Origin of the sequence: Nocardioides ungokensis (genome assembly GCF_013466985.1) — a bacterium.
GTDB classification, from domain to species: Bacteria; Actinomycetota; Actinomycetes; order Propionibacteriales; family Nocardioidaceae; genus Nocardioides; species Nocardioides ungokensis.
This window is the reverse complement of the sequence record NZ_CP059164.1, coordinates 829,843-853,403: the sequence shown is the minus strand read 5'-3', so window position 1 is coordinate 853,403 and position 23,561 is coordinate 829,843. Positions and strand designations below refer to the sequence as shown.

At 73.5% G+C, this 23,561-nt stretch carries 24 protein-coding genes, 1 tRNA gene and 2 pseudogenes; 15 read left to right on the top strand and 12 right to left on the bottom strand.

All coding sequences use genetic code 11. The features are described from left to right. Window positions 1-131: 131 nt before the first annotated feature. The 6 genes and pseudogenes from H0S67_RS04265 to H0S67_RS04245 all read left to right on the top strand — a co-directional run bounded on the left by H0S67_RS04265 (window position 132) and on the right by H0S67_RS04245 (window position 3,496). The gene (locus H0S67_RS04265) at window positions 132-605 is read left to right on the top strand and encodes a hypothetical protein (RefSeq protein WP_180935568.1); all 474 of its coding nucleotides are present in this window, start codon (window positions 132-134) and stop codon (window positions 603-605) included. Continuing rightward, window positions 602-1,441, top strand: coding sequence for an FAD:protein FMN transferase (locus tag H0S67_RS04260; RefSeq protein WP_180935567.1), 840 nt, complete (start codon window positions 602-604; stop codon window positions 1,439-1,441). Before H0S67_RS04265 ends, H0S67_RS04260 begins: the two co-directional genes overlap by 4 nt. Before the next feature lie 70 nt (window positions 1,442-1,511). Further along, complete coding sequence (locus tag H0S67_RS04255) at window positions 1,512-2,078, top strand: ferric reductase-like transmembrane domain-containing protein (RefSeq protein ID WP_180935566.1); 567 nt, start codon at window positions 1,512-1,514, stop codon at window positions 2,076-2,078. A gap of 186 nt (window positions 2,079-2,264) precedes the next feature. Further along, window positions 2,265-2,687: pseudogene (locus tag H0S67_RS24410) on the top strand (hypothetical protein); the annotation flags it as partial. A gap of 21 nt (window positions 2,688-2,708) precedes the next feature. After that, on the top strand, window positions 2,709-3,305 hold the full coding sequence (locus H0S67_RS27215; RefSeq protein WP_343050491.1) for an NADH-ubiquinone oxidoreductase-F iron-sulfur binding region domain-containing protein: 597 nt from the start codon (window positions 2,709-2,711) through the stop codon (window positions 3,303-3,305). Further along, a complete protein-coding gene (locus H0S67_RS04245; protein WP_180935564.1) occupies window positions 3,302-3,496 on the top strand; it encodes a ferredoxin in 195 nt (64 codons plus the stop codon). Before H0S67_RS27215 ends, H0S67_RS04245 begins: the two co-directional genes overlap by 4 nt. Before the next feature lie 81 nt (window positions 3,497-3,577). On the opposite strand, the gene hflX is transcribed toward H0S67_RS04245, so the two are convergent. After that, window positions 3,578-5,086 carry a GTPase HflX gene (gene hflX / locus H0S67_RS04240; protein ID WP_180935563.1) on the bottom strand — a complete coding sequence of 503 codons (1,509 nt, stop codon included), beginning with the start codon at window positions 5,084-5,086 and terminating at the stop codon, window positions 3,578-3,580. Window positions 5,087-5,205: 119 nt separating this feature from the next. Here hflX and H0S67_RS04235 point away from each other — a divergent pair, with 119 nt between their 5' ends. Both H0S67_RS04235 and H0S67_RS04230 read left to right on the top strand, forming a co-directional pair. Further along, window positions 5,206-7,701, top strand: coding sequence for a GcvT family protein (locus tag H0S67_RS04235; RefSeq protein WP_180935562.1), 2,496 nt, complete (start codon window positions 5,206-5,208; stop codon window positions 7,699-7,701). Between the two features lie 5 nt (window positions 7,702-7,706). Further along, window positions 7,707-8,351: a nucleoside/nucleotide kinase family protein gene (locus H0S67_RS04230; protein WP_246355115.1), complete on the top strand. Its 645-nt coding sequence runs from the start codon at window positions 7,707-7,709 to the stop codon at window positions 8,349-8,351. Window positions 8,352-11,194: 2,843 nt separating this feature from the next. Here the strand turns inward: H0S67_RS04230 and H0S67_RS04225 are convergent. Then, complete coding sequence (locus H0S67_RS04225) at window positions 11,195-12,232, bottom strand: AraC family transcriptional regulator (protein WP_219635466.1); 1,038 nt, start codon at window positions 12,230-12,232, stop codon at window positions 11,195-11,197. Between the two features lie 51 nt (window positions 12,233-12,283). Here H0S67_RS04225 and H0S67_RS23105 point away from each other — a divergent pair, with 51 nt between their 5' ends. Next, window positions 12,284-12,595, top strand: a complete 312-nt coding sequence (locus tag H0S67_RS23105) for a maleylpyruvate isomerase N-terminal domain-containing protein (protein WP_219635465.1) — start codon at window positions 12,284-12,286, stop codon at window positions 12,593-12,595. Next, window positions 12,523-12,819, top strand: coding sequence for a DinB family protein (locus tag H0S67_RS23100; protein ID WP_219635464.1), 297 nt, complete (start codon window positions 12,523-12,525; stop codon window positions 12,817-12,819). Before H0S67_RS23105 ends, H0S67_RS23100 begins: the two co-directional genes overlap by 73 nt. A 78-nt stretch (window positions 12,820-12,897) precedes the next feature. Here the strand turns inward: H0S67_RS23100 and H0S67_RS04215 are convergent, their stop codons facing one another. The 6 genes and pseudogenes from H0S67_RS04215 to miaA all read right to left on the bottom strand — a co-directional run bounded on the left by H0S67_RS04215 (window position 12,898) and on the right by miaA (window position 18,756). Then, window positions 12,898-13,674, bottom strand: a complete 777-nt coding sequence (locus tag H0S67_RS04215) for an SDR family NAD(P)-dependent oxidoreductase (protein ID WP_180935561.1) — start codon at window positions 13,672-13,674, stop codon at window positions 12,898-12,900. An 85-nt stretch (window positions 13,675-13,759) separates the two neighbouring features. Then, window positions 13,760-14,620, bottom strand: coding sequence for a diaminopimelate epimerase (gene dapF / locus H0S67_RS04210; RefSeq protein ID WP_180935560.1), 861 nt, complete (start codon window positions 14,618-14,620; stop codon window positions 13,760-13,762). After that, complete coding sequence (locus tag H0S67_RS04205) at window positions 14,613-15,251, bottom strand: MSMEG_1061 family FMN-dependent PPOX-type flavoprotein (RefSeq protein WP_180935559.1); 639 nt, start codon at window positions 15,249-15,251, stop codon at window positions 14,613-14,615. The genes dapF and H0S67_RS04205 overlap by 8 nt, the downstream gene beginning before the upstream one ends. A 71-nt stretch (window positions 15,252-15,322) precedes the next feature. Then, window positions 15,323-17,130: pseudogene (ggt, locus tag H0S67_RS04200) on the bottom strand (gamma-glutamyltransferase). A 128-nt stretch (window positions 17,131-17,258) separates the two neighbouring features. Next, window positions 17,259-17,807 carry a dihydrofolate reductase family protein gene (locus H0S67_RS04195; RefSeq protein WP_180935558.1) on the bottom strand — a complete coding sequence of 183 codons (549 nt, stop codon included), beginning with the start codon at window positions 17,805-17,807 and terminating at the stop codon, window positions 17,259-17,261. A gap of 4 nt (window positions 17,808-17,811) precedes the next feature. Further along, entirely contained in the window at window positions 17,812-18,756 is a 945-nt protein-coding gene (miaA, locus tag H0S67_RS04190) for a tRNA (adenosine(37)-N6)-dimethylallyltransferase MiaA (protein WP_180935557.1), read from the bottom strand. A 64-nt stretch (window positions 18,757-18,820) separates the two neighbouring features. On the opposite strand from miaA, the gene H0S67_RS04185 reads away from it, so the two are divergent. From H0S67_RS04185 to H0S67_RS04165, 5 genes are all read left to right on the top strand, one after another. Continuing rightward, window positions 18,821-19,039 carry an antitoxin gene (locus H0S67_RS04185; RefSeq protein ID WP_180935556.1) on the top strand — a complete coding sequence of 73 codons (219 nt, stop codon included), beginning with the start codon at window positions 18,821-18,823 and terminating at the stop codon, window positions 19,037-19,039. Beyond that, window positions 19,036-19,197 carry a hypothetical protein gene (locus H0S67_RS04180; RefSeq protein WP_180935555.1) on the top strand — a complete coding sequence of 54 codons (162 nt, stop codon included), beginning with the start codon at window positions 19,036-19,038 and terminating at the stop codon, window positions 19,195-19,197. The genes H0S67_RS04185 and H0S67_RS04180 overlap by 4 nt, the downstream gene beginning before the upstream one ends. Before the next feature lie 40 nt (window positions 19,198-19,237). Beyond that, complete coding sequence (locus H0S67_RS04175) at window positions 19,238-19,429, top strand: hypothetical protein (RefSeq protein ID WP_180935554.1); 192 nt, start codon at window positions 19,238-19,240, stop codon at window positions 19,427-19,429. Next, window positions 19,426-19,905 (top strand): NUDIX hydrolase, encoded by a 480-nt coding sequence (locus tag H0S67_RS04170; protein ID WP_246355114.1) that lies wholly within the window; start codon window positions 19,426-19,428, stop codon window positions 19,903-19,905. Before H0S67_RS04175 ends, H0S67_RS04170 begins: the two co-directional genes overlap by 4 nt. A gap of 286 nt (window positions 19,906-20,191) precedes the next feature. After that, window positions 20,192-20,494 (top strand): hypothetical protein, encoded by a 303-nt coding sequence (locus H0S67_RS04165; RefSeq protein ID WP_180935553.1) that lies wholly within the window; start codon window positions 20,192-20,194, stop codon window positions 20,492-20,494. A 46-nt stretch (window positions 20,495-20,540) separates the two neighbouring features. Here H0S67_RS04165 and H0S67_RS04160 read toward each other — a convergent pair. The 4 genes from H0S67_RS04160 to H0S67_RS04145 form a co-directional block, all read right to left on the bottom strand. Beyond that, window positions 20,541-20,614, bottom strand: a tRNA-Val gene (locus H0S67_RS04160). Between the two features lie 229 nt (window positions 20,615-20,843). After that, on the bottom strand, window positions 20,844-21,308 hold the full coding sequence (locus tag H0S67_RS04155) for a peroxiredoxin (protein ID WP_180935552.1): 465 nt from the start codon (window positions 21,306-21,308) through the stop codon (window positions 20,844-20,846). A 61-nt stretch (window positions 21,309-21,369) separates the two neighbouring features. Continuing rightward, a complete protein-coding gene (locus H0S67_RS04150) occupies window positions 21,370-22,980 on the bottom strand; it encodes an AMP-binding protein (RefSeq protein WP_180935551.1) in 1,611 nt (536 codons plus the stop codon). A gap of 35 nt (window positions 22,981-23,015) precedes the next feature. Further along, window positions 23,016-23,459, bottom strand: a complete 444-nt coding sequence (locus tag H0S67_RS04145; protein ID WP_180935550.1) for a DUF3052 domain-containing protein — start codon at window positions 23,457-23,459, stop codon at window positions 23,016-23,018. Between the last annotated feature and the right edge of the window lie 102 nt (window positions 23,460-23,561).

Sequence of the window (23,561 nt, the reverse complement as noted above, 5' to 3'; positions counted from 1 at the left end):
GCGGGCCACCGTGGCTCCCCGGGCCCTAGGGGCACCTCGCGAGAACCTCAAGTCCACGTCAAGACCTCCCATGACCCGGACTTAACGCGAGGATGAGGCCGGCTTGCCGCGGTCTCGGCAACGCTGCCGACATGACCTACTCCCCCGCACGCCGCGACCGCTACCGGCTCGCCGTCTCCGCGGTGACCGGTGTGGCCGCCGCAGGCGCGCTCACCTCCACCGGCTGGCTGGCCGGGGCCGCGGCCCACGACCACAGCCGCGAGCTGGCGCAGCAGCAGGCCAGGCAGGACGCCGTCAACGCCCGGGCCGCCCGGGCCCGGGCGAGGTACGACGCCGCCGTGGCCCGCCAGCAGGCGCAGAGCCGCAGCAGCCGGCCCACGACCGTGCTCCGCCAGCGCCCGACCAGCACCCGCGTGACCACCCGCTACGTCACCGGCACCGCGGGCACGTCCGTGGTCGGAGGCGGTGGCACCGTCAGCACCCCCGCCGCACCGGCGGCCCCGGCGGCCCCGGCGGCACCCGCGGGGCCGGTCGCCCAGCCGGCCCCGCCGCCGCCTCCTCCGCCGCCCCCGCCGCCGGCGCCGTCGGGCGGGTCGCACCCGTGAGCGGGACCGCCCGCTTCCGGGCCCTGGGCACCGACGTGTTCGTCGCGGTTCGCACCGCCGCGGACCTGCCTCGCGCCCGCCGCCTCGCCGCCGACGTGCTCACCGACGTCGACGAGGTGTGCAGCCGCTTTCGTCCCGACTCCGACCTGTGCCTGGTCAACGCGAACCCGGGCCGCTGGGTGGATGTCGACCCCTTGCTGGTGACCGCGGTCGAGGTGGCCTGTCGGGCCGCGGACGCCACGGGCGGCCTGGTCAACCCCCTGCTGGGCCGCCCGCTCACATTTCTCGGCTACGACCGGGACTTCCGGCTGCTCGTGGACTGCGAGGACGAGGAGACCGTGGCGGAGACGCCGCTCCCCGACCGGGACCGGTGGCGGGACGTCCGCACCGACCCCGCGGGCGGCGTACGCATCCCGCCCGGCACGGCGCTGGACCTGGGCGCCACCGGCAAGGCGTGGGCCGCGGACCTGATCGCGACGGCGTACGCCGAGCACCTGCGCGGGTCGGCCGTCGTCAGCGTCGGCGGGGACCTGTGCATCTCCTCCCCCGACGCGATCCCGTGGGAGGTGGCCGTCACCGACCTCCCGGACGAGCCGCCCGTCGTCGTAACCCTCGACCGGGGCGGGCTGACCACCTCGAGCACGCGCGTACGTCGCTGGACTCGCCGGGGGGCCCGGCGCCACCACCTGCTCGACCGCGCACCGGCCACCCCGCGACGGAGGTGTGGCGCACGGTCACGGCGACCGGCGCGACCTGCACGGCCGCCAACACGGCCAGCACCGCCTCGGTCGTCCTCGGCGAGGCCGCCCCGGCCTGGCTCGACGCGCACGACGTGACCGCCCGCCTGGTCGCCTCCGACGGCCGGGTGCGCACGGTGGGCGACTGGCCGACCGAGAGGAGCGCGGCATGACCGACGGACCCCTGCTCTGGTACCTCAACCGCAGCACCGGGCTGGTCCTGCTCGTCCTGCTGACCCTGAGCACCGTGCTCGGGGTGCTGTCCCTGGGCGGCCGGCCCGGACGCGGCGTACCCCGCTTCGTGACCCAGTCGCTGCACCGCAACCTCGCGCTGCTCTCGGTCGCGCTGCTGGGCGTCCACGTGACGACGGCGGTCGTGGATACCTACGTCGACATCCGCTGGTGGCAGGCCGTGGTGCCGGTCGGCGCGACGTACATGCCGCTGTGGCTGGGGCTCGGCACCGTGGCGCTCGACCTCATCGTGCTGGTGGCGGTCACGAGCCTGCTCCGCACCCGGCTCGGGCACCGCACCTGGCACGCCGTGCACCTGCTGTCGTGGGCCGCCTGGGCGGTCGCGGTCGCCCACGGCCTCGGCATCGGCACCGACCTGCGCGCCGGCAACCTGCTGGCCGTCGTCCCCACCGTCGCGTGCGTCGCGGCCGTCCTGCTCGCCGGGACGGTCCGGGTCGCGCGCGGCCTCCGCCCCGAACATCTCCCCGAGAGGAGCCTCTCGTGACGCGGCCCACCTCCCCCGTGCCCGTGCCCCACGACATCAGCATCCACCCCGGTCCGGCCCTGCTCGAGGGCGTCGCCGACGGTCCGTCCCTCGCGGCCCACCGGCAGCAGTACGGCGACCTCCCCGCCGTCGGTCTCCCGGACCTGCTGCGGCTGGTCCGCGGCGTCGGCCTGCGCGGCCGGGGGGGCGGCGTTCCCGTTCGCCGTCAAGCTCGAGGCCGCCTCGCGGCGCCGGCGCCCGGTGGTTTTGGTCAACCTCAGCGAGGGCGAGCCGGCCAGCGCCAAGGACAGCGCCCTCGCCCTGGCCCGCCCGCACCTGGTGCTCGACGGGGCCGTCGCTGCGGCCCGCGCACTCGGCAGCCGGGAGCTCCACCTGGTGGTGACCGGGGAGCGGCCGCGGGTGCGCCTGAGCGTCAGGCAGGCCCTCGAGGAGCGCGGCGGAGACGTCGCCGTCCACGTGCACACCGCTGCCCCACGCTTCGTCGCTGGCCAGGCGCGCGCCGTGATCGAGCTGTTGTCCGGGCGGCCCAACCTGCCCGTCACCGCCTGGACGCCGGAGGCGGTCGACGGCCTCCGCGGCCGCCCCACCCTGCTGTCGAACGCCGAGACCTGGGCCCATGTCGGGCTGCTGGTGCTGCGCGGGGAGGGCGCCTACCGACGGCACGGCACCGACGCGGAGCCGGGGACCGCTCTGCTGACGCTGACCAGTCCCGGTGAGGACCCGCACGTCCGCGAGGTGGCCTACGGGACCCGCCTGCGCGACGTGCTCCCCGAGGCCGCGCACGGCCTGCCCGCGCTGGTCGGCGGCTTCCACGGCTCGTGGGCCACCTGGCCCACCCTCGCCAGCGCCCGCGTCTCGGTGCCGGGGCTGGCCGCCCTCGGCACCCCTCTCGGTGCGGGCGTCCTGCTCGTCCCGGACGCCGACACCTGCCCGGTCGAGCTCACCAGCCGCATCGTGACGTTCCTCGCCGGCCAGAGCGCCGGACGGTGCGGGCCGTGCCTCAACGGACTGCCGGCCCTGGCCGCCGCGGTGCGCGACCTCGCGACCGGCTGGGGCGGCGCGGCGCGGGCCGGCGAGCTGGCCGCCCTGGTGCGGGGCCGCGGGGCGTGCGCCCACCCGGACGGCACCGCCCGTTTGGTCCGCTCGTTGCTGGCCACGCTGTCCCACGAGGTCGCCGAGCACGCGGCCGGCGGCTGCACCCACGCGTCCGCGGCGGTGGCCTCGTGAGCCGGCTGCGGGTCGACTGGCCCAGCTGCCAGGCCCGCGGGCTCTGCCACGAGCTGCTGCCCGAGCTCGTCGAGCTCGACGAGTGGGGCTACCCGATCGTGGGCGGCGAGGTCACCGACGACCTGGTCGCCGACGCCCGCGCTGCCGTACGCGCCTGCCCCCGGCTCGCGCTGCGGCTGGTGGCGCGGTGAGGAGGACCCCGGACGTCATCCGAATCGTGGGGCCTGAGCCACGATTCGCCTGACGTCCGGGGAGAGCCGGGCGGCGGAGCCTCAGACGGCGTACGCCGCCAGCTCGCCCGCGAGGTCCTCGTTGGCGCGACCGCGCACGATCGTGCCGTCGCCGGTGTGCTCCATCGAGGCGATCTCGCCGTGCTGGTGGAGGCGGTTGATCAGGTCGCCCCGCTCGTAGGGCAGCAGCGCGTGGAACTCCACGTCCGGCCGCGGCAGCTCGCTCTCGATGATCGCGAGCGCGTCGGCGATGCCCTCGCCGGTCCGCGCCGAGACGACGACCGCGTGGGGCTCACGCTGGCGCAGCCGCGCCAGGACCATCGGGTCGGCGGCGTCGGCCTTGTTGATGACGACGAGCTCCGGGACCTGGTCGGCCTTGATCTCGGCGAACACCTCGCGCACCGCGGCCAGCTGGCCCTCGGGGTCGGGGTGGGAGCCGTCGACCACATGCAGGATCAGGTCGGAGTCGGCGACCTCCTCCAGCGTGGAGCGGAACGCCTCGACCAGCTGGTGCGGCAGGTGCCGCACGAAGCCGACCGTGTCGCTCATCGTGAAGACCCGGCCGTCCGCGGTGGTCGTACGCCGCGTGGTGGGGTCCAGGGTCGCGAACAGTGCGTTCTCGACCAGCACCCCGGCGTCGGTGAGCCGGTTGAGCAGCGATGACTTGCCGGCGTTGGTGTAGCCCGCGATCGAGACGCTGGGGATGTGGTTGCGACGGCGCTCCTGGCGCTTGGTGTCGCGGGTCCCCTTCATCTCCTTGAGCTCGCGGCGCAGCTTGGCGATCTTGGTGTTGATCCGCCGGCGGTCGGTCTCGATCTTGGTCTCACCGGGACCACGGCCACCGATACCGGCACCCGCGGCCACCCGGCCACCGGCCTGGCGGGACAAGTTGCCACCCCAGCCGCGCAGGCGCTGCTTCATGTAGCTCAGCTGGGCCAGCTCGACCTGGGCCTGGCCCTCCTTGGACTTCGCGTGCTGGGCGAAGATGTCGAGGATCAGCGCGGTCCGGTCGACTGCCTTGACCTTGAGCCGGTCCTCGAGGTTGCGCAGCTGGCTGGGGGCCAGCTCGCCGTCGAGGATCACGGTGTCGGCGCCGGTCGCCTGCACGATCTCGCGCAGGCCGTCGACCTTGCCGCGGCCGATGTAGGTGGCCGGGTCCGGCTTCTGCCGCCGCTGGTAGATCGCGTCGAGCACCTCCGAGCCGGCGGTCTCGGCGAGCAGCGCGAGCTCGGCCATGGAGTTCTCGGCGTCCTCGACCGACCCCTCGGTCCACACCCCGACGAGCACGACGCGCTCGAGGCGGAGCTGGCGGTACTCGACCTCGGTGATGTCCTCGAGGTCGGTGCGCAGTCCGGCGACGCGGCGCAGCGCGTGCCGCTCGGCGAGGTCCATCTCGCCGGTGGTCTCCTCGGCGTCCTCGGGGTCGGGTTCGCTGGCCCAGGAGCCGGTCGCGTCGTCGGCGTACCCGGACTCCCAGCCGTCGTCGCTGTCGTCCCAGGTCTCGGTGGCGTCCAGCTCGGCGTCGAGGTTGAAGTCGCGTGCGTTCGTCATATGCCCTTCAGGGTAGGTGCGGGAGCCCGGGGGCGCGAGCCGTTTGCGACGCGCTCCACTCCCGTGATGTCTCAACGCGGACGAGCGCGGGGCGATTCCCGCGACGATAGGTTGGACCGGTGAACACCCCCTCCCCCGAGCGCAGCGTCTCCGAGGGCCGAGTCCCCGAGCGTGCCCGTGTCGTGATCATCGGCGGGGGTGTCATCGGATGCTCGATCGCCTACCACCTCGCCCACGCCGGCTGGACCGACGTCGTGCTCCTCGAGCGCGACCGGCTCACCTCCGGCACCACCTGGCACGCGGCCGGCCTGATGACCTGCTTCGGCTCGACGTCGGAGACCTCGACCGGGATACGGCTCTACTCCCGCGAGCTCTACGCCCGCCTCGAGGAGGAGACCGGGCAGGCCACCGGGTTCAAGCCGGTGGGACTGATCGAGGCCGCCGCCGACAAGGACCGGCTCGAGGAGTACCGCCGGGTCGCCACCTTCCAGCGCCACCTGGGCCTCGAGGTCGAGGAGATCTCCCCGCGGGAGATGGCCGACCTCTTCCCCTGGGCGCGCACCGACGACCTGCTGGCCGGCTTCCACGTGCCCGGCGACGGGCGGGTCAACCCGGTCGACGTCACCACGGCGCTCGCCAAGGGCGCCCGGCAGCTCGGCGTACGCATCGTCGAGGGGGTGTCGGTGACCGACGTGCGCACCGACCGCGGCGAGGTCCGCGGCGTGAGCACCACCGAGGGCGACGTCGTGTGCGAGTACGTCGTCAACTGCGCCGGCATGTGGGCCCGCGAGCTGGGTGCCCGCAACGGGCTGGTGATCCCCAACCAGGCGGCCGAGCACTACTACCTGATCACCGACACCATCGAGGGGCTCGACCCCGACGCTCCGGTCTTCGAGGACCCCGCGGCGTACGGCTACTACCGCGAGGAGGGCGGCGGCATGATGGTCGGGCTCTTCGAGCCGCAGGCCGCGCCGTGGCAGGTCGAGGGCATCCCGAAGGACTTCTCCTTCGGCAAGATCCCGCCCGACTGGGACCGGATGGGGCCGTTCCTGGAACGGGCCATGGCGCGGGTGCCGATCACCCTCGAGGTGGGGGTGCGCACCTTCTTCTGCGGCCCCGAGTCCTTCACGCCCGACCTCGCGCCGGCGGTCGGCGAGGCGCCCGGCATCCGCAACTACTTCGTGGCCGCGGGCATGAACTCCGTCGGCATCCTCTCCGCCGGCGGGCTCGGCCGGGTGATGGCGCACTGGATCACCACCGGCCGCCCCGACGTGGACGTCACCGGCTTCAACGTCGACCGCTTCCGGCCCTGGCAGGCCGACGACGCCTACCGGGCGGCCCGCACCACCGAGATCCTCGGCACCGTGTACGCCGCGCACACGCCCGGCAAGCAGCTGCGCAGCGCCCGCAACGCGCTGCTCTCCCCCGTGCACGAGCGGCTGGTCGACCAGGGCGGCTACCTGCGCGAGGTCTCCGGATGGGAGGGCGCCGACTGGTTCGCCGGCCCGGGCACCACCCCCGCAGCCGAGCCCACCTGGGGCCGGGCCCCGTGGTTCGCGCAGTGGGAGGCCGAGCACCGCACCGTCCGCGAGGGCGTCGGCCTGATGGACATGAGCTTCATGGCCAAGCTCCGTGTGCAGGGCAGCGACGCCGGCGAGGTGCTCGCCCGCGTCTCGGCCGGGGCGGTCAACGAGGCCGACGAGACGATCACCTACACGCAGTGGCTCGACGAGGACGGCCACATCGAGGCCGACCTGACGGTGACCAGGCTCGCGACCGACGACTTCCTCGTCGTCGCCTCCGACGCCGCGCACGGGCACGCCCTGGCCTGGCTGGGCCGCCACGTCGGGGACGCGGACGTCCGGGTCACCGACGTCACCGCCGACTTCGCCCAGCTCAACCTCCAGGGCCCGCGCTCGCGCGACCTGCTCGCCGACCTGACCGACGCGGACCTGTCGACCGAGGCCTTCGGCTTCCGCACCTCGCGCTGGATCGAGGTGGCGGGGGTGCGGGTGCTGTGCGCGCGGATCACCTACCTCGGCGAGCTGGGCTACGAGCTCTACGTGCCCGCCGAGGCCGGGCTGAAGGTGTACGACGCGCTGCAGGCCGCGGGCGGGCCCTACGGCCTCGCGCCGGTGGGGCTCAAGGCGCTCTCCTCGCTGCGGATGGAGAAGGCCTACCGCGACTTCGGCCACGACATCGACAACACCGACTGCCCGCTGGAGGTCGGCCTCGGCTTCGCGCTGGCGCTGGACAAGCCGGGCGGGTTCGTCGGGCGGGACGCCGTGCTCGCGCGCAAGGAGGCCAACGCGGCGGCCGGCGGGATGGGCCAGCGACTGGTGCAGCTCCGGGTGCTCGACCCCGAGCCTGCTGTGTTCCACGCCGAGGTCGTCCACCGCGACGGCGTGCCGGTCGGCTACGTCCGGGCGGCGTCGTACGGCTGGACCCTCGGCTCGGCCGTCGGCCTGGCGTTCGTGTCCGGCGGCGGAGAGCCGGTGACCGCCGACTGGCTGGCCGCCGGCACCTGGGAGGTCGATGTCGCCGGCACCCGGCACCCGATCGAGGTCTCGCTGCGACCGATGTACGACCCGACGTCGGCGCGCGTCCGCGCCTGACCGGCGTGCGCGTCGTACGCCTCTCCGCCGACGGCGGCGCGCTCCCCGGACTGCTGCCGGACCGTGCCCCGGGCGGTCGCGTGCTGCTCGGGATCACCGGCGCGCCCGGCGCCGGCAAGTCGACCCTGGCGACGCACCTCGCGCGGACCGCCGGGGCGGTGGTGGTGCCAATGGACGGCTTCCACCTCGCCGACGTCGAGCTGGCCCGCCGCGGCCTGCTGGACCGCAAGGGAGCTCCGGAGACCTTCGACGGGTGGGGGTACGCCGCGCTGCTCGGCCGCCTGCGCGAGCGCCCCGACCACGTGGTGATGGCGCCGGCCTTCGAGCGGGAGCTCGAGCAGCCGCTGGCCGGCGCCGTACCCGTCGCGCCGGAGGCCGAGCTGGTGGTGACCGAGGGCAACTACCTGCTGCTGGACGGGCCGCCGTGGTCGGCGGTGCGCGCGGCCCTGGACGCGGTGTGGCACGTCGTCACGGACGATGCTGTCCGGGTGCCGCGGCTGGTCGAGCGGCACGTCGCCTTCGGCAAGTCGCCGGTCGACGCCCGCGCCTGGGTGGACCGGGTCGACGGACCCAACGCGGCACTCGTGGACGCGGCCCGGTCGCGGGCCGACGTGGTCATCGACCTGACGGCCTGGGAGGGCCCAGCCTGAGATCCCCCATGTGGGTCATGGGCACCACGTGACCCCGCCGCCACACTGGAATGTCGATCGGGCGGACGCGGGAGGGCGGTGGCGGGGATGGACGCAACGGCCCGGTGGCTGGGCACCGCCCCCGGCCGGCTGGTCGGTGCGGTCGCCGTGGTCGTGCTGCTCGGCCTGGGCGCCTGGGGGACGACGCTGGCCGTCCTCGACGAACCCACCAACGGCCCCGGCACGGCCGGCCTCGTCCTGTCCGGCAGCCCGGTGGTCGGGCAGGTCTGGTCGGACGCCTACGGGACCTCCGCCGTCGCCGCGGCGCTGCGCGGGCTGCTGCTGGTCGTCGTCTGCTGGAGCCCCCTGCTGGCGCTCCTGGCGCTGTGGACCGGCCGCAGCTACCGGACCGTGTCCACCCGCCGCCTGGCGACACCCCTGGCCCTCGTCGCCCTCGGCGCCGGGGTGGTGGGCCTGGCCGCTGTCGCGGTCCTCCAGCTGGCAAGCAACGGGATGGGCGGCCTCGACCCCTGGTCCTCGGGGTGGCGGCTGGCCGCCGCCGCCGGGTGGGCCGCCGTGCTGGCCGGGCTGCTGGTCGCGGCGTACTCCCTCGGCGGCGTGCTCTCGCTGGGGCTGCGCCCGTCGGTGCGCGCGGTGCTGCGCACCGCCGACAGCGAGGCGGCCGCACCCGCCGAGCGGACCATGGACGAGAGCGGGCTGGGGCTGGCGTTCTCCGGCGGCGGGATCCGGGCGGCCTCGATCAGCCTCGGTGCGCTGCAGGCGCTCGAGCGCAACGGCTCGCGCGGCTGGGACAAGGCCGACCACGTCACCTCGGTCTCCGGCGGCTCCTACATGACCGGCGCCTGGAGCCTGGCCCGGACCCTGGCCCCGGCGGGCGAGGAGTCCGCGCCCCGGCCGTGGGCGTTGGCCGGGATCCAGCCCGGACCCGAGGAGCGCCACCTGCGCGACAACCTCGGCTACCTGTTGTCCAACGCCCCGCGCGGCAGCGGCGACGACTCGGTGGCGCCGACCTCGGAGCCGGCCGAGAGCGCGCGTGCGCAGCGGCTGCCCGCGGCCGTCGCCACGGTGCTGACCGGGATGCTCGCCAACGCGCTGGTCTTCCTCGGGATGCTGTGGGTGGCCGGGCGGCTGCTGGGCTGGTTCTACCGCTGGTACTTCGGGCTGACCTGCAAGGGCTGGCGGAGCGACCGGCACCTGGCCTTCGAGCTCGACCACACCTGCCTGTCGCCCGGACCCCGGGAGGTCGGGCCGATCCTGGTGTGGCTGGCCGCCGGGCTGGCGTTCGTGCTCGTGTGGGTGCTGGCGAGCAAGTTCAGCGACGCCTCCGGCGCGACCGTGCCGCCGGCCTGGCTGCTGGTCCCCAAGCTCCTGGGGTACGGCGGCCTCGCGGTCGGCCTCGCGCTGCTGGCCTTCATGGCGGTGGTGCCGCTGCTCGTCGAGCTGGTCTGGCGGCCGGTCGCGGCCCACGACCTGTTCACCTCGGCGGTCGCCGTGGCCGGCTCGCTCGGCTCGATCTCGGCGGTGCTGCGGACCCTGCGCAAGCCGCTGGCGAAGGTCGCGCCGGTGCTGGGCGGGGTGCTCTTCGCGACGCTGCTGCTCTTCTTCCTGTGCCGGTGGGCGCTCGGCGGCATGGTGGTGGCGCCGAGCGAGCGCGACCGGGTGCTGCTGGCCGTGGTCGTCCTCGCCCTGCTGGTGGTGCACCTCGGCGGCACGATCGAGTTCTGGTCGCTCGCGGGCTTCTACCGCGGCAAGCTGCGCTCGGCGTTCGCCACCTACCGCACCGGCGGCGCGACCGGCGTGCGGGCCCGGGCCTACGTCAACAACGACGTCGCCGCGCCCGGGGAGCGGGTGGAACCGACCCTGGCGTCGCTCCCGGTGCGCGGCCCCGGCCGCCCGAACGGCACCCCGCTCACCATCTGCGCCTCGGCCACGGTGACCGGCCGCGGCGTACGCACCCACTACGGCGTGCCCGCCCTGAGCGTGACCTTCTCGCCGGAGGCGGTCCGGCTCTTCGCGCCGCTGGAGGAGGACGGGCTCTGGCAGCGCTACGAGTGCTCGGCCGAGGCGATGGCGACCCTGCGGCCCCGGCTCAGCCCGCGGCTCACGACGATGATGGCGGTCGGGCTGTCGGGAGCGGCGGTGTCGCCGGCGATGGGACGCTTCCGGCTGGGGCCGATCAGCATGCTGCTGGCGTTCGCCAACATCCGGCTCGGCGCGTGGATCCCCAACCCGCGCTGGGCCGCGACGCTCGCCGCGCAGGGCAGGCCGCTGCCGCGACCGGGGCTCGGCTACCTGCTCAAGGAGTTCGTCGGCTTCCACGACCCCAGCGACCTCTACCTCTACGTCACCGACGGCGGGCACTGGGAGAACACCGCGCTGGTCGAGCTGCTGCGGACCAGCCACCACCGCGAGATCGTCTGCGTGGACGCCGACTCCGGGCCCGGCAACCTCGCCACGTCGATCTCACGGGCCGTCGACCTCGCCCAGCTCGAGTGCGCGGCCAGCATCGCGCTCAACCTCGACGTGCTGCGGGCCGACCGCGACCCCTCGCCCGGCCACGACTACTCACCGCGGTCGGTGAACCTCGGGCTGGTCCGGCGCACCGACGGGAACGACGAGCGGATCAGCCTGCTGTGGTACTCCAAGCCCGCGCTCACCCAGGACATGCCGCCGCAGCTCCTGGCCTACCGCGAGGTGGACCCGACCTTCCCGCGGGTCAGCACCATCGACCAGTTCTTCCACGCCGCGCAGTTCGTCGCCTACCGCGACCTCGGCCGCTACAACGCCCGGAAGATCCTCGCCGCCCGCGCCACCCTGGCCACCCACGTGCGCGCACACCCGACCTACATCCGCTTCCGCGCCGCCGTGCGGGCCGGGATCGTCCCCGACCCGCCCGAGGGCTGGGTGCTCCCCGAGCTGGTCGACCTCGTCGAGCAGCTCGCCGCGGACCGGATCACCGACGAGCAGGCGGTGTACGCCGAGCGGGTGTACGCGACCGTGGTGGCGGCGCTGGTGTGAGGGCGCAGGAGTGCTCGGCTGGCCCGGGAGTCAGCGGGGGCGCGGCTCGGCGGCGTACTCCCCGGCGTGAGGCCGGTGACCGTGCGGAAGTCGCGGCCGAAGTGGGCCTGGTCGGCGTAGCCGAGGTCGGCGGCCACCCGGGCCAGGTCGGGGCGCTCCTCGCCGGCCAGCCGTTCGGCCGCCTCGTGCAGGCGCCGACGCTGGATCAGCCACTTCGGGGACAGCCCGATCCGGCGCTGGGTCATCCGCTGCAGCGTGCGCTCGCCGATCGCGAACTTCTCGCAGACCTGGCCCACGCGCTGTACGCCGGAGTCTCCCTCGACGTGCTCGACGACGGCGTTGACCAGCAGCCCCTCCTCGTCGACGGGCAGGAGCAGCGAGAGCGCGGCCTCGACGGCGGTCACGGCCCGCTGCTGGCCGTCCGGGGCCAGCGGGTCCGCGCCCACCGCGTCGCGGATCGCGTCGATCAGCGCGGCGCCGTCCAGGCCGCGAGCGTCGGTGAGCGGCACCGCCCGGTCGGTCAGCGTGTCGACCGAGTCGCCCCACACCAGCGAGCCGGCCGCGGGCTGCAGCATGGTGCCGAGTGCCCAGCCCTCGCCGGCCAGCTCCTGCGTCGAGAGCCCGGAGCTGGGCCCGACGAGCAGGGCGTACTCGTGGGAGACCACGATCAGGCAGACCGGGTACTGCAGCACCCGCTGCACCGACCGTGTCCCCTCCGGCAGCGCCCAGACCGGCATCCAGTAGCGGCGCACCAGGTCGGCGACCTCGGGCGTCGGCGCGAACCGGTGGATCGGCGGGCTGTAGCCGGCGGCGTCGCGCAGGTGGGCCCGCTCGGTCGGGTCGATCCGGCGATTGGGGGGCACGTGTCGGATTCTTTCAAGAACCGGGCCGCGGTGGGGCCGCACGCTGGTCACATGAACGCACTCATCGACGACTACCTCACCAACGCCGACCGCTTCTCCGCAGTCGTGGACGCGGCCGGCGACTGGACCGCACCGAGCCCCTGCGAAGGCTGGACGGCCCGCGACGTGGTCGACCACGTGGTCGACAGCCAGCGCGACTTCCTGTCCCGGCAGGACCTCGACGCCGGGTCGCGGCCCACCGGCGACCCGCAAAGGGTGTGGCGCGCCCACCTGGACGGCGTACGCCTGTCGTGGCGGACGACGCAGCCGTCACGCGGGAGTACGACGGCTACTTCGGCCGGACCACGGTGGCCGAGACGCTGACCGACTTCTACGGGTTCGACCTCGTCGTGCACCGCTGGGACCTCGGCCGGGCGCTGGGCCAGGAGGTCCGCTGGACCGAGGAAGAGATGGACCGCCTGGAGACGGCCATGAAGGGGTTCGGCGACGCGCTCTACTCCGAGGGCGTCTGCAAGCCGGCGGTCGACGTACCCACCGACGCGGACCGGCAGACCCGGCTCCTGGGGCTGATGGGCCGCCGCGCCTGAGAAGCACGGGACGTCATACGACCTGGTCGCGCGGGCGACGAGACCGTATGACGTCCCGGGGGTGCGCGGGGAGGACGGCTACTTGGGAGGCATCCGGATGCCGCCGTCGACGCGGACGGTCTCGCCGTTCATGTACGGGTTGCGCAGGCACTCCATCACCATCGACGCGAGCTCCTCGGGCTGGCCGAGCCGCTTGGGGAACAGCACGCTCTCGCCCAGCTTGGCCTTGAACCCCTCGGCGTCGCCGCCGAAGCCGTAGATCGGGGTGTCGATCAGGCCCGGCGCCACCGTGTTGAGGCGGATGGCCGAGGCCGCGAGGTCGCGGGCGACCGGGAGGGTCATCCCGACGACGCCGCCCTTGGAGGCGGAGTACGCCGCCTGGCCGATCTGGCCGTCGAACGCCGCCACGCTGGCCAGGTTGACGATGGCACCCCGCTCGCCGGACTCGGTCGGCTCGAGCTTGCTCATCTCGGAGGCCGCGAGCCGCACCGCGTCGAAGGTGCCGATCAGGTTGATCGCGATGACCTTGGTGAAGGCCCCGAGGTCGTGGGCGGAGTCGAACTCCCCGTCGCGGCCGATCGTCCGCTGCGCCCAGCCGATGCCGGCCGAGTTGACCAGCACCCGCAGCGGGCCGAGCTCGACGGCCGTGCGGACCGCCGCCTTGATCTGCTCGGTGTCGGTGACGTCGACGCTGACGAACGTGCCGCCGATCTCCTTCGCGAGGGCCTCGCCCTTGTCGGCCTGCAGGTCTGCGACGACGACCTTGGCGCCCGCGGCGGCGAGCTGGCGGGCGACGGCCGCGCCGATGCCCGACGCGCCGCCGGTGACGATCGCTGATGCTCCGTTGATGTCCATGGCTGGCGATCCTAGAGCCCGGGTCTCGTGCCCCAGCACGCGCTATGGCCCCCGAAGACTCACCACACGTCAGGCTCACGACCCGTCAGAGACAGGTGGTGCCCGATGCCACGACCACGGCCGGCCCAGTGAGCAGCACCCGGTCGTCGGCGGTCCAGCTGACGGTGAGGGTGCCGCCGGGCACGTCCACCCGGTAGGACACGTCCGCGGTCGGTGGCGTCCCCTCCGCGACCAGCCCGTCGGCCAGCGCCGAGGCGACCATCACCGCGCACGCGCCGGTGCCGCACGACCGGGTCTCCCCCGAGCCGCGCTCGTGCACCCGCATGGCCACGTGCCGCTCGCCGCGGCGCACCACGAACTCCACGTTCACGCCGTGGGGGTAGGTCTCCCGGTCGTACGCCGGCTCGTCGTACAACGTCCCGGCGTCCTCCAGTGCGTCGACCAGCGCCACCGCGTGCGGGTTGCCCATGTCGACGTGGCGCGCCGGCCAGCTGTGCAGCCCGACGCCGACGACGGTCTGCCCCAGCACCTTCGGCCGGCCCATGTCGGCGGTCACCAGGTCGTCGTCGAGGGTCAGCGTCTTCAGGCCGCCCCGGGTGGCCACCGGCACCGGCGCGGACGCATCGACCAGTCCGGCGTCCACCAGGTGCCGCACGAAGACGCGGATTCCGTTGCCGCACATCTCCGAGAGCGAGCCGTCCGAGTTGCGGTAGTCCATGAACCACTCGGCGTCCTGGCCGCGCACCAGCGCGGCGTCCGGCCCGTCGTACGCCGCGGTCCGGATCACCCGCACCACCCCGTCGCCGCCGATGCCGGCCCGCCGGTCGCACAGCGCACGCACCCGCTCGGGCGTGAGCTCGCCGTGGATGCTGCCGTCGTGGTCGGGCAGGAGCACGAAGTCGTTCTCGGTGCCGTGGCCCTTGAGGAACGCGTAGGACTCAGGCATACAGGCCCTTGTCGTAGTTCTCGGGACGGTAGTAGTCGTCGAGCTGCTCGAGGGTCATCCCCGTCGGCTCGTACTTCTGCGCGATCACGGCCCGCCGCGACACCCGGCCCTCGGGGTCCCAGGTCTCGGGCTTCCACAGCCCGGACCGCAGGAAGGCCTTGGCGCAGTGGAAGAACAGCTCGTCGATGTCGACCACGACGGCCAGGATCGGCCGGTGCCCCTTCACGACCAACGCGTCGAAGAAGGGGGCGTCGCTGACCAGCCGCGCGCGGCCGTTGACGCGCAGCGTGTCGCCACGTCCGGGGATCAGGAAGTCGAGCCCGACGTGCGGGTTCTCGAGGATGTTGCGGTAGCCGTCGGCCCGCCGGTTGCCCGGCCGCTCGGCGATGGCGATCGTGCGCTCGTCGATCACGTGCACGAGCTGCCCGGCCGGGTCGCCCTTGGGCGAGGCGTCGCAGCGACCGTCCGCCGAGGCCGTCGCCATCACGCAGAACGGCGAGGCCGCCAGCCAGTCACGGTCAACGTCGAGCAGCGCGGGGCGGGCCTTGTCACGGACCCGCTGGATCGGCTCACCGAGCAGCGCGGTCAGCTCGTCGGCCGAGGAGATCTCGGTCCAGGTGTCGGTGTGCACGGTCCAACCGTAACGGGATCCGTGGCCCCGGGGCGGTGGGAAGGGGTGCTGACCCCGGGACCACGAACCGGTCAGGGGCCGGTCGGGCGCACCACTCGCGCCGACCCTCCGCCGCGCCGCTTCGGCTCCGCCACGACCGTCAGCCGCCCGCCGTGGCCGAACTCGATGGCCGTGGCCGCCCCGATCTCCGCGGCGCTGGTGAACTGGTCGCCCGAGGCCTGGAGCTGCTGGCCGTACGGCGCCAGCGCGGCGCCGTACGCCGTGATGAACTCCGGCTCCGCCAGCGTCTTCTCCACGTTGCCGTTCGACGCGCGCGGCGCCGCCAGCGCCTCGGCGATCGGCATCCCACGGTCGATCCGGTTGAAGAGGATCTGCAGCACCGTGGTGATGATCGTCGACCCGCCCGGCGACCCGAGCGCCAGGAACGGCTTGCCGCCCTTGAGCAGGATGGTCGGCGACATCGAGCTGCGCGGGCGCTTGCCGCCCTCGATCCGGTTCGGGTCGTCGGCGTTGTAGACCGCCGAGAAGTCGGTCAGCTCGTTGTTGAGCAGGAACCCCCCCCCGGCAGCACGATCCCCGACCCGCCGGTCTGCTCGATGGTGAGCGTGTACTCCACGACGTTGCCCCACTTGTCGGAGACGGTCAGGTTGCTGGTCTCGACGTTCTCGGTGTCGGTCGCCGGCCTGGTCGTGCCCGCGGCGCCGCTGCCGCACTGCCCGTCGTACGACGTGACGTCGCCGGGAGCCGTCGGCTTCGGCATCGCCTGGTTCGGGTCGATCTGGCAGGCCCGCTCGGCGGCGAACTTGTCGGAGAGCAGGTCCTTCAGCGGGACGTGGACGTAGGCGGGGTCGCCGTCGTAGGCGTTGCGGTCGGCGAAGGCCAGGGCGCTCGCCTCGATGTAGTGGTGCAGCGCGGCGGCGTCGTCCATCGAGGAGAGGTCGTACTGCTCGAGGATGTCGAGGGCCTCGCCGACGGTCGCTCCCCCGCTGGAGGACGGCGCCATCCCGTAGACGTCGTACCCGCGGTAGTCCGAGTGCGTGGGGCTGCGGTCGATGGCGTGGTAGTCCCGCAGGTCGCGGGCCGTCATGAAGCCGGGCGGCACCGGGAGGTCGGTCTGCTTCGTCGTCGGTGGGTTGCGAACGGTGCGCGCGATCTCGTGGGCCACCGCGCCGCGGTAGAGCGCGTCCGGTCCCCGACGACCGATCAGGTCGTACGTCGCGGCCAGGTCCGGGTTGTGGAATCGGGTGCCGACCCGCGGAGCGTGCCCGTGCTTCCAGTAGAGCCGCTTGGTGGACCGGAACGCCTTGAACCGCACCTTGTTCTGCACGGTCTGGTCGTGGAAGGTCTGGTCGACCACGAAGCCGTGCCGGGCGAGCCGCGCCGCCGGGGCGAGCGAGCGCCCCAACGAGCGCGTGCCCCACCGGTCCAGGGCGCGCTGCCAGGTCGCGAGCGTGCCCGGGACCCCGACCGAGACGCCGCTGGTGACCCGCTCCGGGGTGAAGGGGTAGGGCTGGCCGGTGTCGGGGTCGATGAACGCATCGTGCGGCATCGCGGCCGGCGCGGTCTCGCGGCCGTCGATGGTGCGCACCTTGCCGGTGCCGGCGTCGTAGTGCACGAAGTAGCCACCCCCGCCGATCCCGGTGCTGTAGGGCTCGGTCACGCCGAGCGCGGCCGCCGTGGCGATCGCGGCGTCGGTGGCGTTGCCGCCGTGCTTGAGCACGTTCAGCCCGATCCGTGAGGCGTCCGCGTCGACCGACGTCACCGCGCCGCCGTACCCGACCTGCGTGGGGGTCTTGGGTGGCGGGGTGAGGCGGTGGGCGGGTGCCGGGGCGGTGGCCGCGGCGGCCCCTGGAGCGGCCGGCGCAGCCAGTCCGGCCATGGTCAGCGCCGTGATGGCGGCGGCTGCGGTCGTGCGGGTACGACGCATGCGTTCCTCCCGAGATGGAGCGACGGACCCGCCCACCCTGCCCCGGTGAGGCACCCGTTGTCGAGGGCACGCCCTCGAGCTCAGCGGGCGCGCGGACCCACCACGTCGTACCTCGCGCAGGCGAAGTCGCCGTTGCGCGCGAGCTCGGTCAGCCTGAGGTCGAAGGGGCGCGGGAGCAGCGGCCGCCCGGCTCCGAGCGTCACCGGGGCGAACTGCACGCACACCTCGTCGAGCAGCCCCGCCTCGGCGAACTGGGCCGCGAGGTCGCCGCCGCCGCAGATCCACAGGTCCTTGCCGCCGGCCGCCTCGACCATCGCCGCGTGCACCGGCCGGACGTCGCCGGAGGTGAACCGCACGTCGGCCCCCTCGATCGGCGGCAGGTCGCGGTGGGTGAACACCCACGTGGGCTGCTGGTAGGCCCAGGCCTCGCCCTTCTCGACGTGGTGCGCACGGATCCACTCGTAGGTCGTCGCACCCATCGTCAGCGCCCCGATGCCGGCGATGAACGCGCCGTAGTTCATCGGCCCGTCCTCCTCGATGTGCTGGACGAAGAGCCAGTCCAGCGAGTCGTGCTCGTCGGCGAGGAACCCGTCGAGCGTGGAGGCGGTGTAGTACGTCGTCCGGGTCACCCGCTCAGCGTGGCACGGCGGCCAGCGCCTTCTCCACCCTTCCGGGGTCGTCGTGGGCCACCCAGACGATCCGCGGGTCCTTGCGGAACCACGAGTCCTGGCGCCGGGCGAAGCGCCGGGTCGCCACCACGGTGCGCTCCCGGGCCTCCTCGAGGCTGAGCTCGCCGGCGAGGTGGGCCGCGACCTCGCGGTAGCCGATGGCGCGCCCGGCGGTCCGGCCCTCGGCCAGCCCCTCGCCGAGCAGCCGCTCGACCTCCGCCACGAAGCCGTCCTCGAACATCTGGTCCACGCGCTGCTCGATCCGGGCGTCGAGGGTGGGCCGGTCGATGTCCATGCCGACCTGCACGCTGGCGGCGTCGGCGTACTCCAGCCGCGGCAGCGACGCCGTGAACGGGCGGCCGGTGATCTCGATGACCTCCAGGGCGCGGACCGTGCGCCGGCCGTTCTCGGGGATGATCCGCGCCGCCGCCTCGGGGTCCCGCGTGGCGAGCCGCTCGTGGAGCCGCAGCGGCCCCACCTCGGCGAGCTCCGCCTCCAGGCGCGCCCGCACCGCCTCGTCGGTGCCGGGGAACTCGAAGCGGTCCAGGATCGCCCGCGTGTAGAGGGCCGAGCCCCCGACGAGCACGGGCACCCGCCCGGAGGCGCGCAGCCGCCCGGCGACGTCCCGGGCCCGGGCCTGGAACTCCGCCACGGTCAGCGGGTCGCGCACCGAGAGCAGGTCGAGCAGGTGGTGCGGGATCCCCCGCCGCTGGTCGGGCGGGAGCTTGGCGGTGCCGACGTCCATGCCCCGGTAGACCTGCATCGCGTCGGTGTTGACGACCTCGCCGCCGAGCCGCTCGGCGAGGTCGAGCGAGAGGCCGGTCTTGCCCGACGCGGTGGCTCCGACGACGGCCACGATCGGGACCCGCCCCGGGGGCTCCTCGGGTGCCTCGATCGGGCTTGTCGGCATGTGGCTAGTGTGTCAAAGAGCGGACCTCCCCCACCCGGGGGCCACCGACCGGAAGGAGCATCCCGTGGGATTCCTCGACGACGCCAAGGCGAAGCTGACCGAGGCGGTGGACAAGCACGGCGACAAGATCGCTGACGGCATCGACAAGGCCGCCGAGATGGTCGACGACAAGACCGGCGGCAAGCACGCCGACAAGCTCGCGACCGGGGCCGAGAAGGCCAAGGACGCCCTCGACAAACTCGACGGCCGCAACGACGACATCCCCGACGGCGGCAAGCGTTGACCGCGCCGATCCCGGAGGAGCAGGACCAGGCGGCCCTCGGCACGGGAACCCCGCCCGGTGAGCACGGCGACGAGCTCCCCGACGAGGACGACGCCCGGGGTGGCTCCGCCGCCCAGGAGGAGAACGCCGAGACCTCCGAGGACCAGCCGTCGCAGTGAGGCCGACCCGCCCGAGGGTCGACGACAACCAGGAGGACCGATGACGACCGGACCGGACGAGGAAGAGCTCGCCGAGGAGCAGGCACCGCTCGACCAGCCCGACCCTGAGGAGTACGAGGCCGACGAGCGCGAGACGGCCGTCTCCGCCGACACGGGCACCGTCTACGACGTGGGGGGCGAGCCCGAGGCGACCCCGCACGACCTCGAGACCGACGACGACACCGACGAGTGAGCGGCCCGCTGGACCGGTTCGTCGTCGTCGTACCGGCGTCGTACGTCTTCCTGCTGCGCGACGGGGTCGCCGGGACCGAGGTGCTGCTGCAGCTGCGGCAGAACACCGGTTACATGGACGACCACTGGGCCGCCGCCGCAGCCGGCCACGTGGAGAAGGGCGAGACGGCGTACGACGCCGCCCGGCGCGAGGCGCTGGAGGAGATCGACGTGACCGATCTCGACCTCTCCTTCGTGACCGCCATGCAGCGCACCCGGGGCGGCGAGCCCATCGACGAGCGGATCGACTTCTTCTTCACCGCCCGCTCCTGGGCCGGCGAGCCGCGCATCGTCGAGCCCCACAAGTGCGCCGACCTGCGCTGGTGCGCCCTCGACGAGCTGCCCGTGCCGGTGGTCCCGCACGAGCGCTCGGTGTTGGAGGCGCTCCGCGCGGGTACGACCACGGCGTACAGCACGTTCGGCTTCACACCCGCCTGACCCACATCCCCTGATCCCACACCCACGCAGGAGGACCAGATGAGCACCGACGACCTCGGCCCCAAGCCGGAGGCCCAGATCGAGCCCGGCGAGCCCGCTCCCGGCGGCGCGGACGCCGTCGAGGACGAGGAGAACGCCACCCCGACCACCCGGGACCTCTCCACCGAGGACAACCCGGCCGTCGACGACGTGGCGTTCCCCGACGAGATGCAGGAGGCGAGGACACCTCGACCCAGGCCACCCGCGACGAGGACGAGCCGATGTCGGGCGAGCAGGAGTCACCGGCGTGAGCGAGTCCGAGCGCCCCGGCGAGCCCACGACGCACGAGCAGGAGACCGACGTGCGCGACTCCACGCCCAACTCGGCCGGCCCGGACCGTGCCGAGGGCGGGATGGGTGTCAGCAGCGAACGCGTCGGCCCCACCGGCCCCGGGCAGGTCTCGACCGACGGCGTCCGCCCCACCCACCCCGAGGAGCGCGACCCGGACGCCGAGGTCCCGCCCGAGCAGTCCACGGGCAACCCCGAGCCACAGCCCGAAGGCCTCGAGCCCAGGGCGGGCTACTCCAGCAAGGACCCGCGCTCCGGCTGACCCGGATCGGTGGGCCGCATTGGTGGGCCGCATTGGTGGGCCGCATTGGTGGGCGCAGAGGGGATCGAACCCCGACCGCTGGTTTGTAAGACCAGAGCTCTACCGCTGAGCTATACGCCCACGAAGCCCGCACAGACTAGCGAGCCGGAGCGGCGGCCGCGAACGCAGACCGCGGCGGAGCGACAACGTCTGGAAATGAGTCGAACCGCTGGCGTCTCGGGTCACCAGCGGTTCGACAAGGACAACACTAGACGGCCCACCAAGCGATGTCAGGGGGTCGGCGGCCATCTTGAGGAAAACCTCAGGAAACGGTCCAGACCGGCGGCCACGTCGAGCCGTTCGCCCCTTGCTACGCGACGGCCAGCAGCTGCTTGAGGTGCTCGTCGAGGTCGCGCCCCTCGGGCATGGCGTTGTGGACCGCCCAGCGGACCAGGCCGTCCTTGTCGACGACGTACGACGACCGCCGGGGGCAGCCCTTCGTCTCGTCGAAGACGCCGAAGGCCTGGCAGACCTCGCCGTGCGGCCAGAAGTCGGAGAGCAGGGGGAAGTTGAGCCCCTCCTGGTCGGCGAAGGCCCGCAGCGCGTACGTCGGGTCGCAGGAGATCGCCACGACCTCGGTGTCGAAGGTCATGAACTCCGCGAGCCGGTCGCGGATGCCGGCCATCTCGCCCTTGCACACGCCGGAGAAGGCGTAGGGGTAGAAGAAGATGACCACGGCCTTGCGCCCGCGGTAGGAGGACAGCGTCATGTCCTGCCCGAACTGGTCACGCAGCGTGAAGTCGGGCGCCTGGCCGCCGAGGGAGAGTCCACTCATGATGCCGCCATCCTTGCACCCGGCCCTCACAGGCCCGCCGAGGGCCGGGTGGTGACCGGGGTCAGTCCTTGTCGACGAGGTCCCGCTTGAGGACCTTGCCGGTGGCGTTGCGCGGGAGCTCGTCGAGGAAGACGATCTCGCGGGGCACCTTGTAGCGCGCGAGGTTCTTCTTGACCCACGCCTTGAGGTCGTCCTCGCTGGCCGACTCGCCCTCCCTGAGGGAGACGAAGGCCTTGAGCCGCTTGCCGTAGTCGTCGTCGTCGACACCGATCGCGGCCACCTCGGCCACGGCCTCATGGCGGGCGAGGCAGTCCTCGACCTCCTTGGGGAAGACGTTCTCACCGCCGGAGACGATCATCTCGTCGTCGCGCCCCTCGACGTACAGCCGCCCGTCGTCGCCGATCCGGCCGACGTCCCCGCTGGACATCAGGCCGTCGACGACCTCCTTGTGACCGCCGCCGGTGTACCCCTCGAACAGCAGGCTGTTGCCGACGAAGATCCGGCCGGCCTCGCCCTGCGGCACCTCCTTGCCGTCCGGGTCGAGGATCTTGACCACGGTCGCCCACGGCGGCTTCCCGGCCGACGAGGGGGCCTCCCGCAGGTCCACGGGGGTGGCGATCGAGGCGTAGGCGACCTCGGTCGAGCCGTAGATGTTGTAGAGGTTGTCCCCGAAGTGGTCCATCCAGTCCAGGGCCAGGTCCCCGGGCAGGGCCGACCCCGACGCGGCGACGACCTTCACCCGGGAGAGGTCGTGCTTCCTGAGCTTCTCCTCGGGCAGGGCCATGATCCGCTGCAGCATCACCGGGATGACCGCGAGCGAGTCGCACCGCTCCGCCTCGGTCACCTCGAGGCACTCCTCGGGGTCGAAGCGGCGCCGGAGCACGACGGTGGACCCGAGCAGCATGGCCATGGCGAGGTGGGCGAAGCCCCAGGTGTGGAACAGGGGCGCCGCGATGTGGGTGCGCCAGCCGTGGCGCAGCGGCATCCGCGACAGCAGGGCGACGGCCGCCTCGATGCCGGCCTCGTTGCGGGGGGCGCCCTTGGGGGTCCCGGTGGTCCCCGACGTGAGGATGACGATGCGGCTGTGGCCCTCCGGCGGCTCCAGGTCGTCGTCCGGGTGGTCGCCGATCAGCGCCTCGACCGTGTCGGCCTCGACCTCCCCGTCGGTCCAGGCGACGACGCGGTGCTTCATCTCGGCCTCGGCGAGGAGGTCGGTGAACTCCTCGTCGTGGATGACGACCGTGGGCTGCTCCCGCTCCAGCACGTCGACGAGCTGGGGGCCCGCGAAGGCGGTGTTGAGGTAGAGGATGTCGGCCCCGAGCTTCGCGGCGGCGACGGTCGCGTCGACGAAGCCGCGGTGGTTGCGGCACATGACCGCGACCCCGTCACCCTCCGAGACGCCGAGGTCGGCCAGCGCGCGGGCCAGGCTGTTGGACCGGCGGTGCAGCTCGCCGTAGGTCAGCGACCCGAGCTCGTCGATGATCCCCACCTGGTCCGGCGCCCGGACCGCGAGCGCGGTGAACCCGCCCGCCGGACCGGTCCCCCACCGGCGCAGCGCCCGCGCCATCCCGGCGAGGACCACCGGCGAGTAGGGCCGGACGATGCCGGCCTCGGTGAGGACCTTCAGGCTGGTGCCGGCCGCTGCCGCCCGGCCGAGGACTTGTCGGAGCACGCGTGATTCCTTGCGGTCGGTCGAATGGGGCCGGGTCAGGCGGGTGTCTTGGGGGCGACCAGCCGGGTGGCCGACCAGTCCTTGCTCACCGCCGCGGTGGTCGTCTGGGAGAGGCCCGCGATGGGGGCCGCCTCGGCGATGTCGGCGGCATCCACGGAGTTCGGGCGCCCCACCTTGGGGGTCAGCAGCCAGATGGCGCCGCCGCCCACGAGGTCGGTCAGCGCGTCGACGAGCCCGTCGACGAGGTCGCCGTCCTCCGAGCGCCACCACAGCAGCACGGCGTCCACGACGTTGCCGTAGTCACCGTCCACCATGTCGGCGTCGATGCGGTCCTCGATCGCGACCCGGAGCTCGTCGTCGGTGTCGTTGTCCCAGCCCAGCTCCTGGATGACCATGCCGGGCTTGAAGCCCAACCGGTCCGCAGGACCGGCCGCAGGTCCATCTGTCTGGGTGGACCCGCCACCCGCGGTCGCACTCACTGAGTCCTCCAGTCGCGTTGCATCCGCCACCCGTCTCCCGGGCGGCCACCTCACAAGGTGTGGAGTAGTCCAGCGGAGAACCCGCACCGGCGCAACCCATGT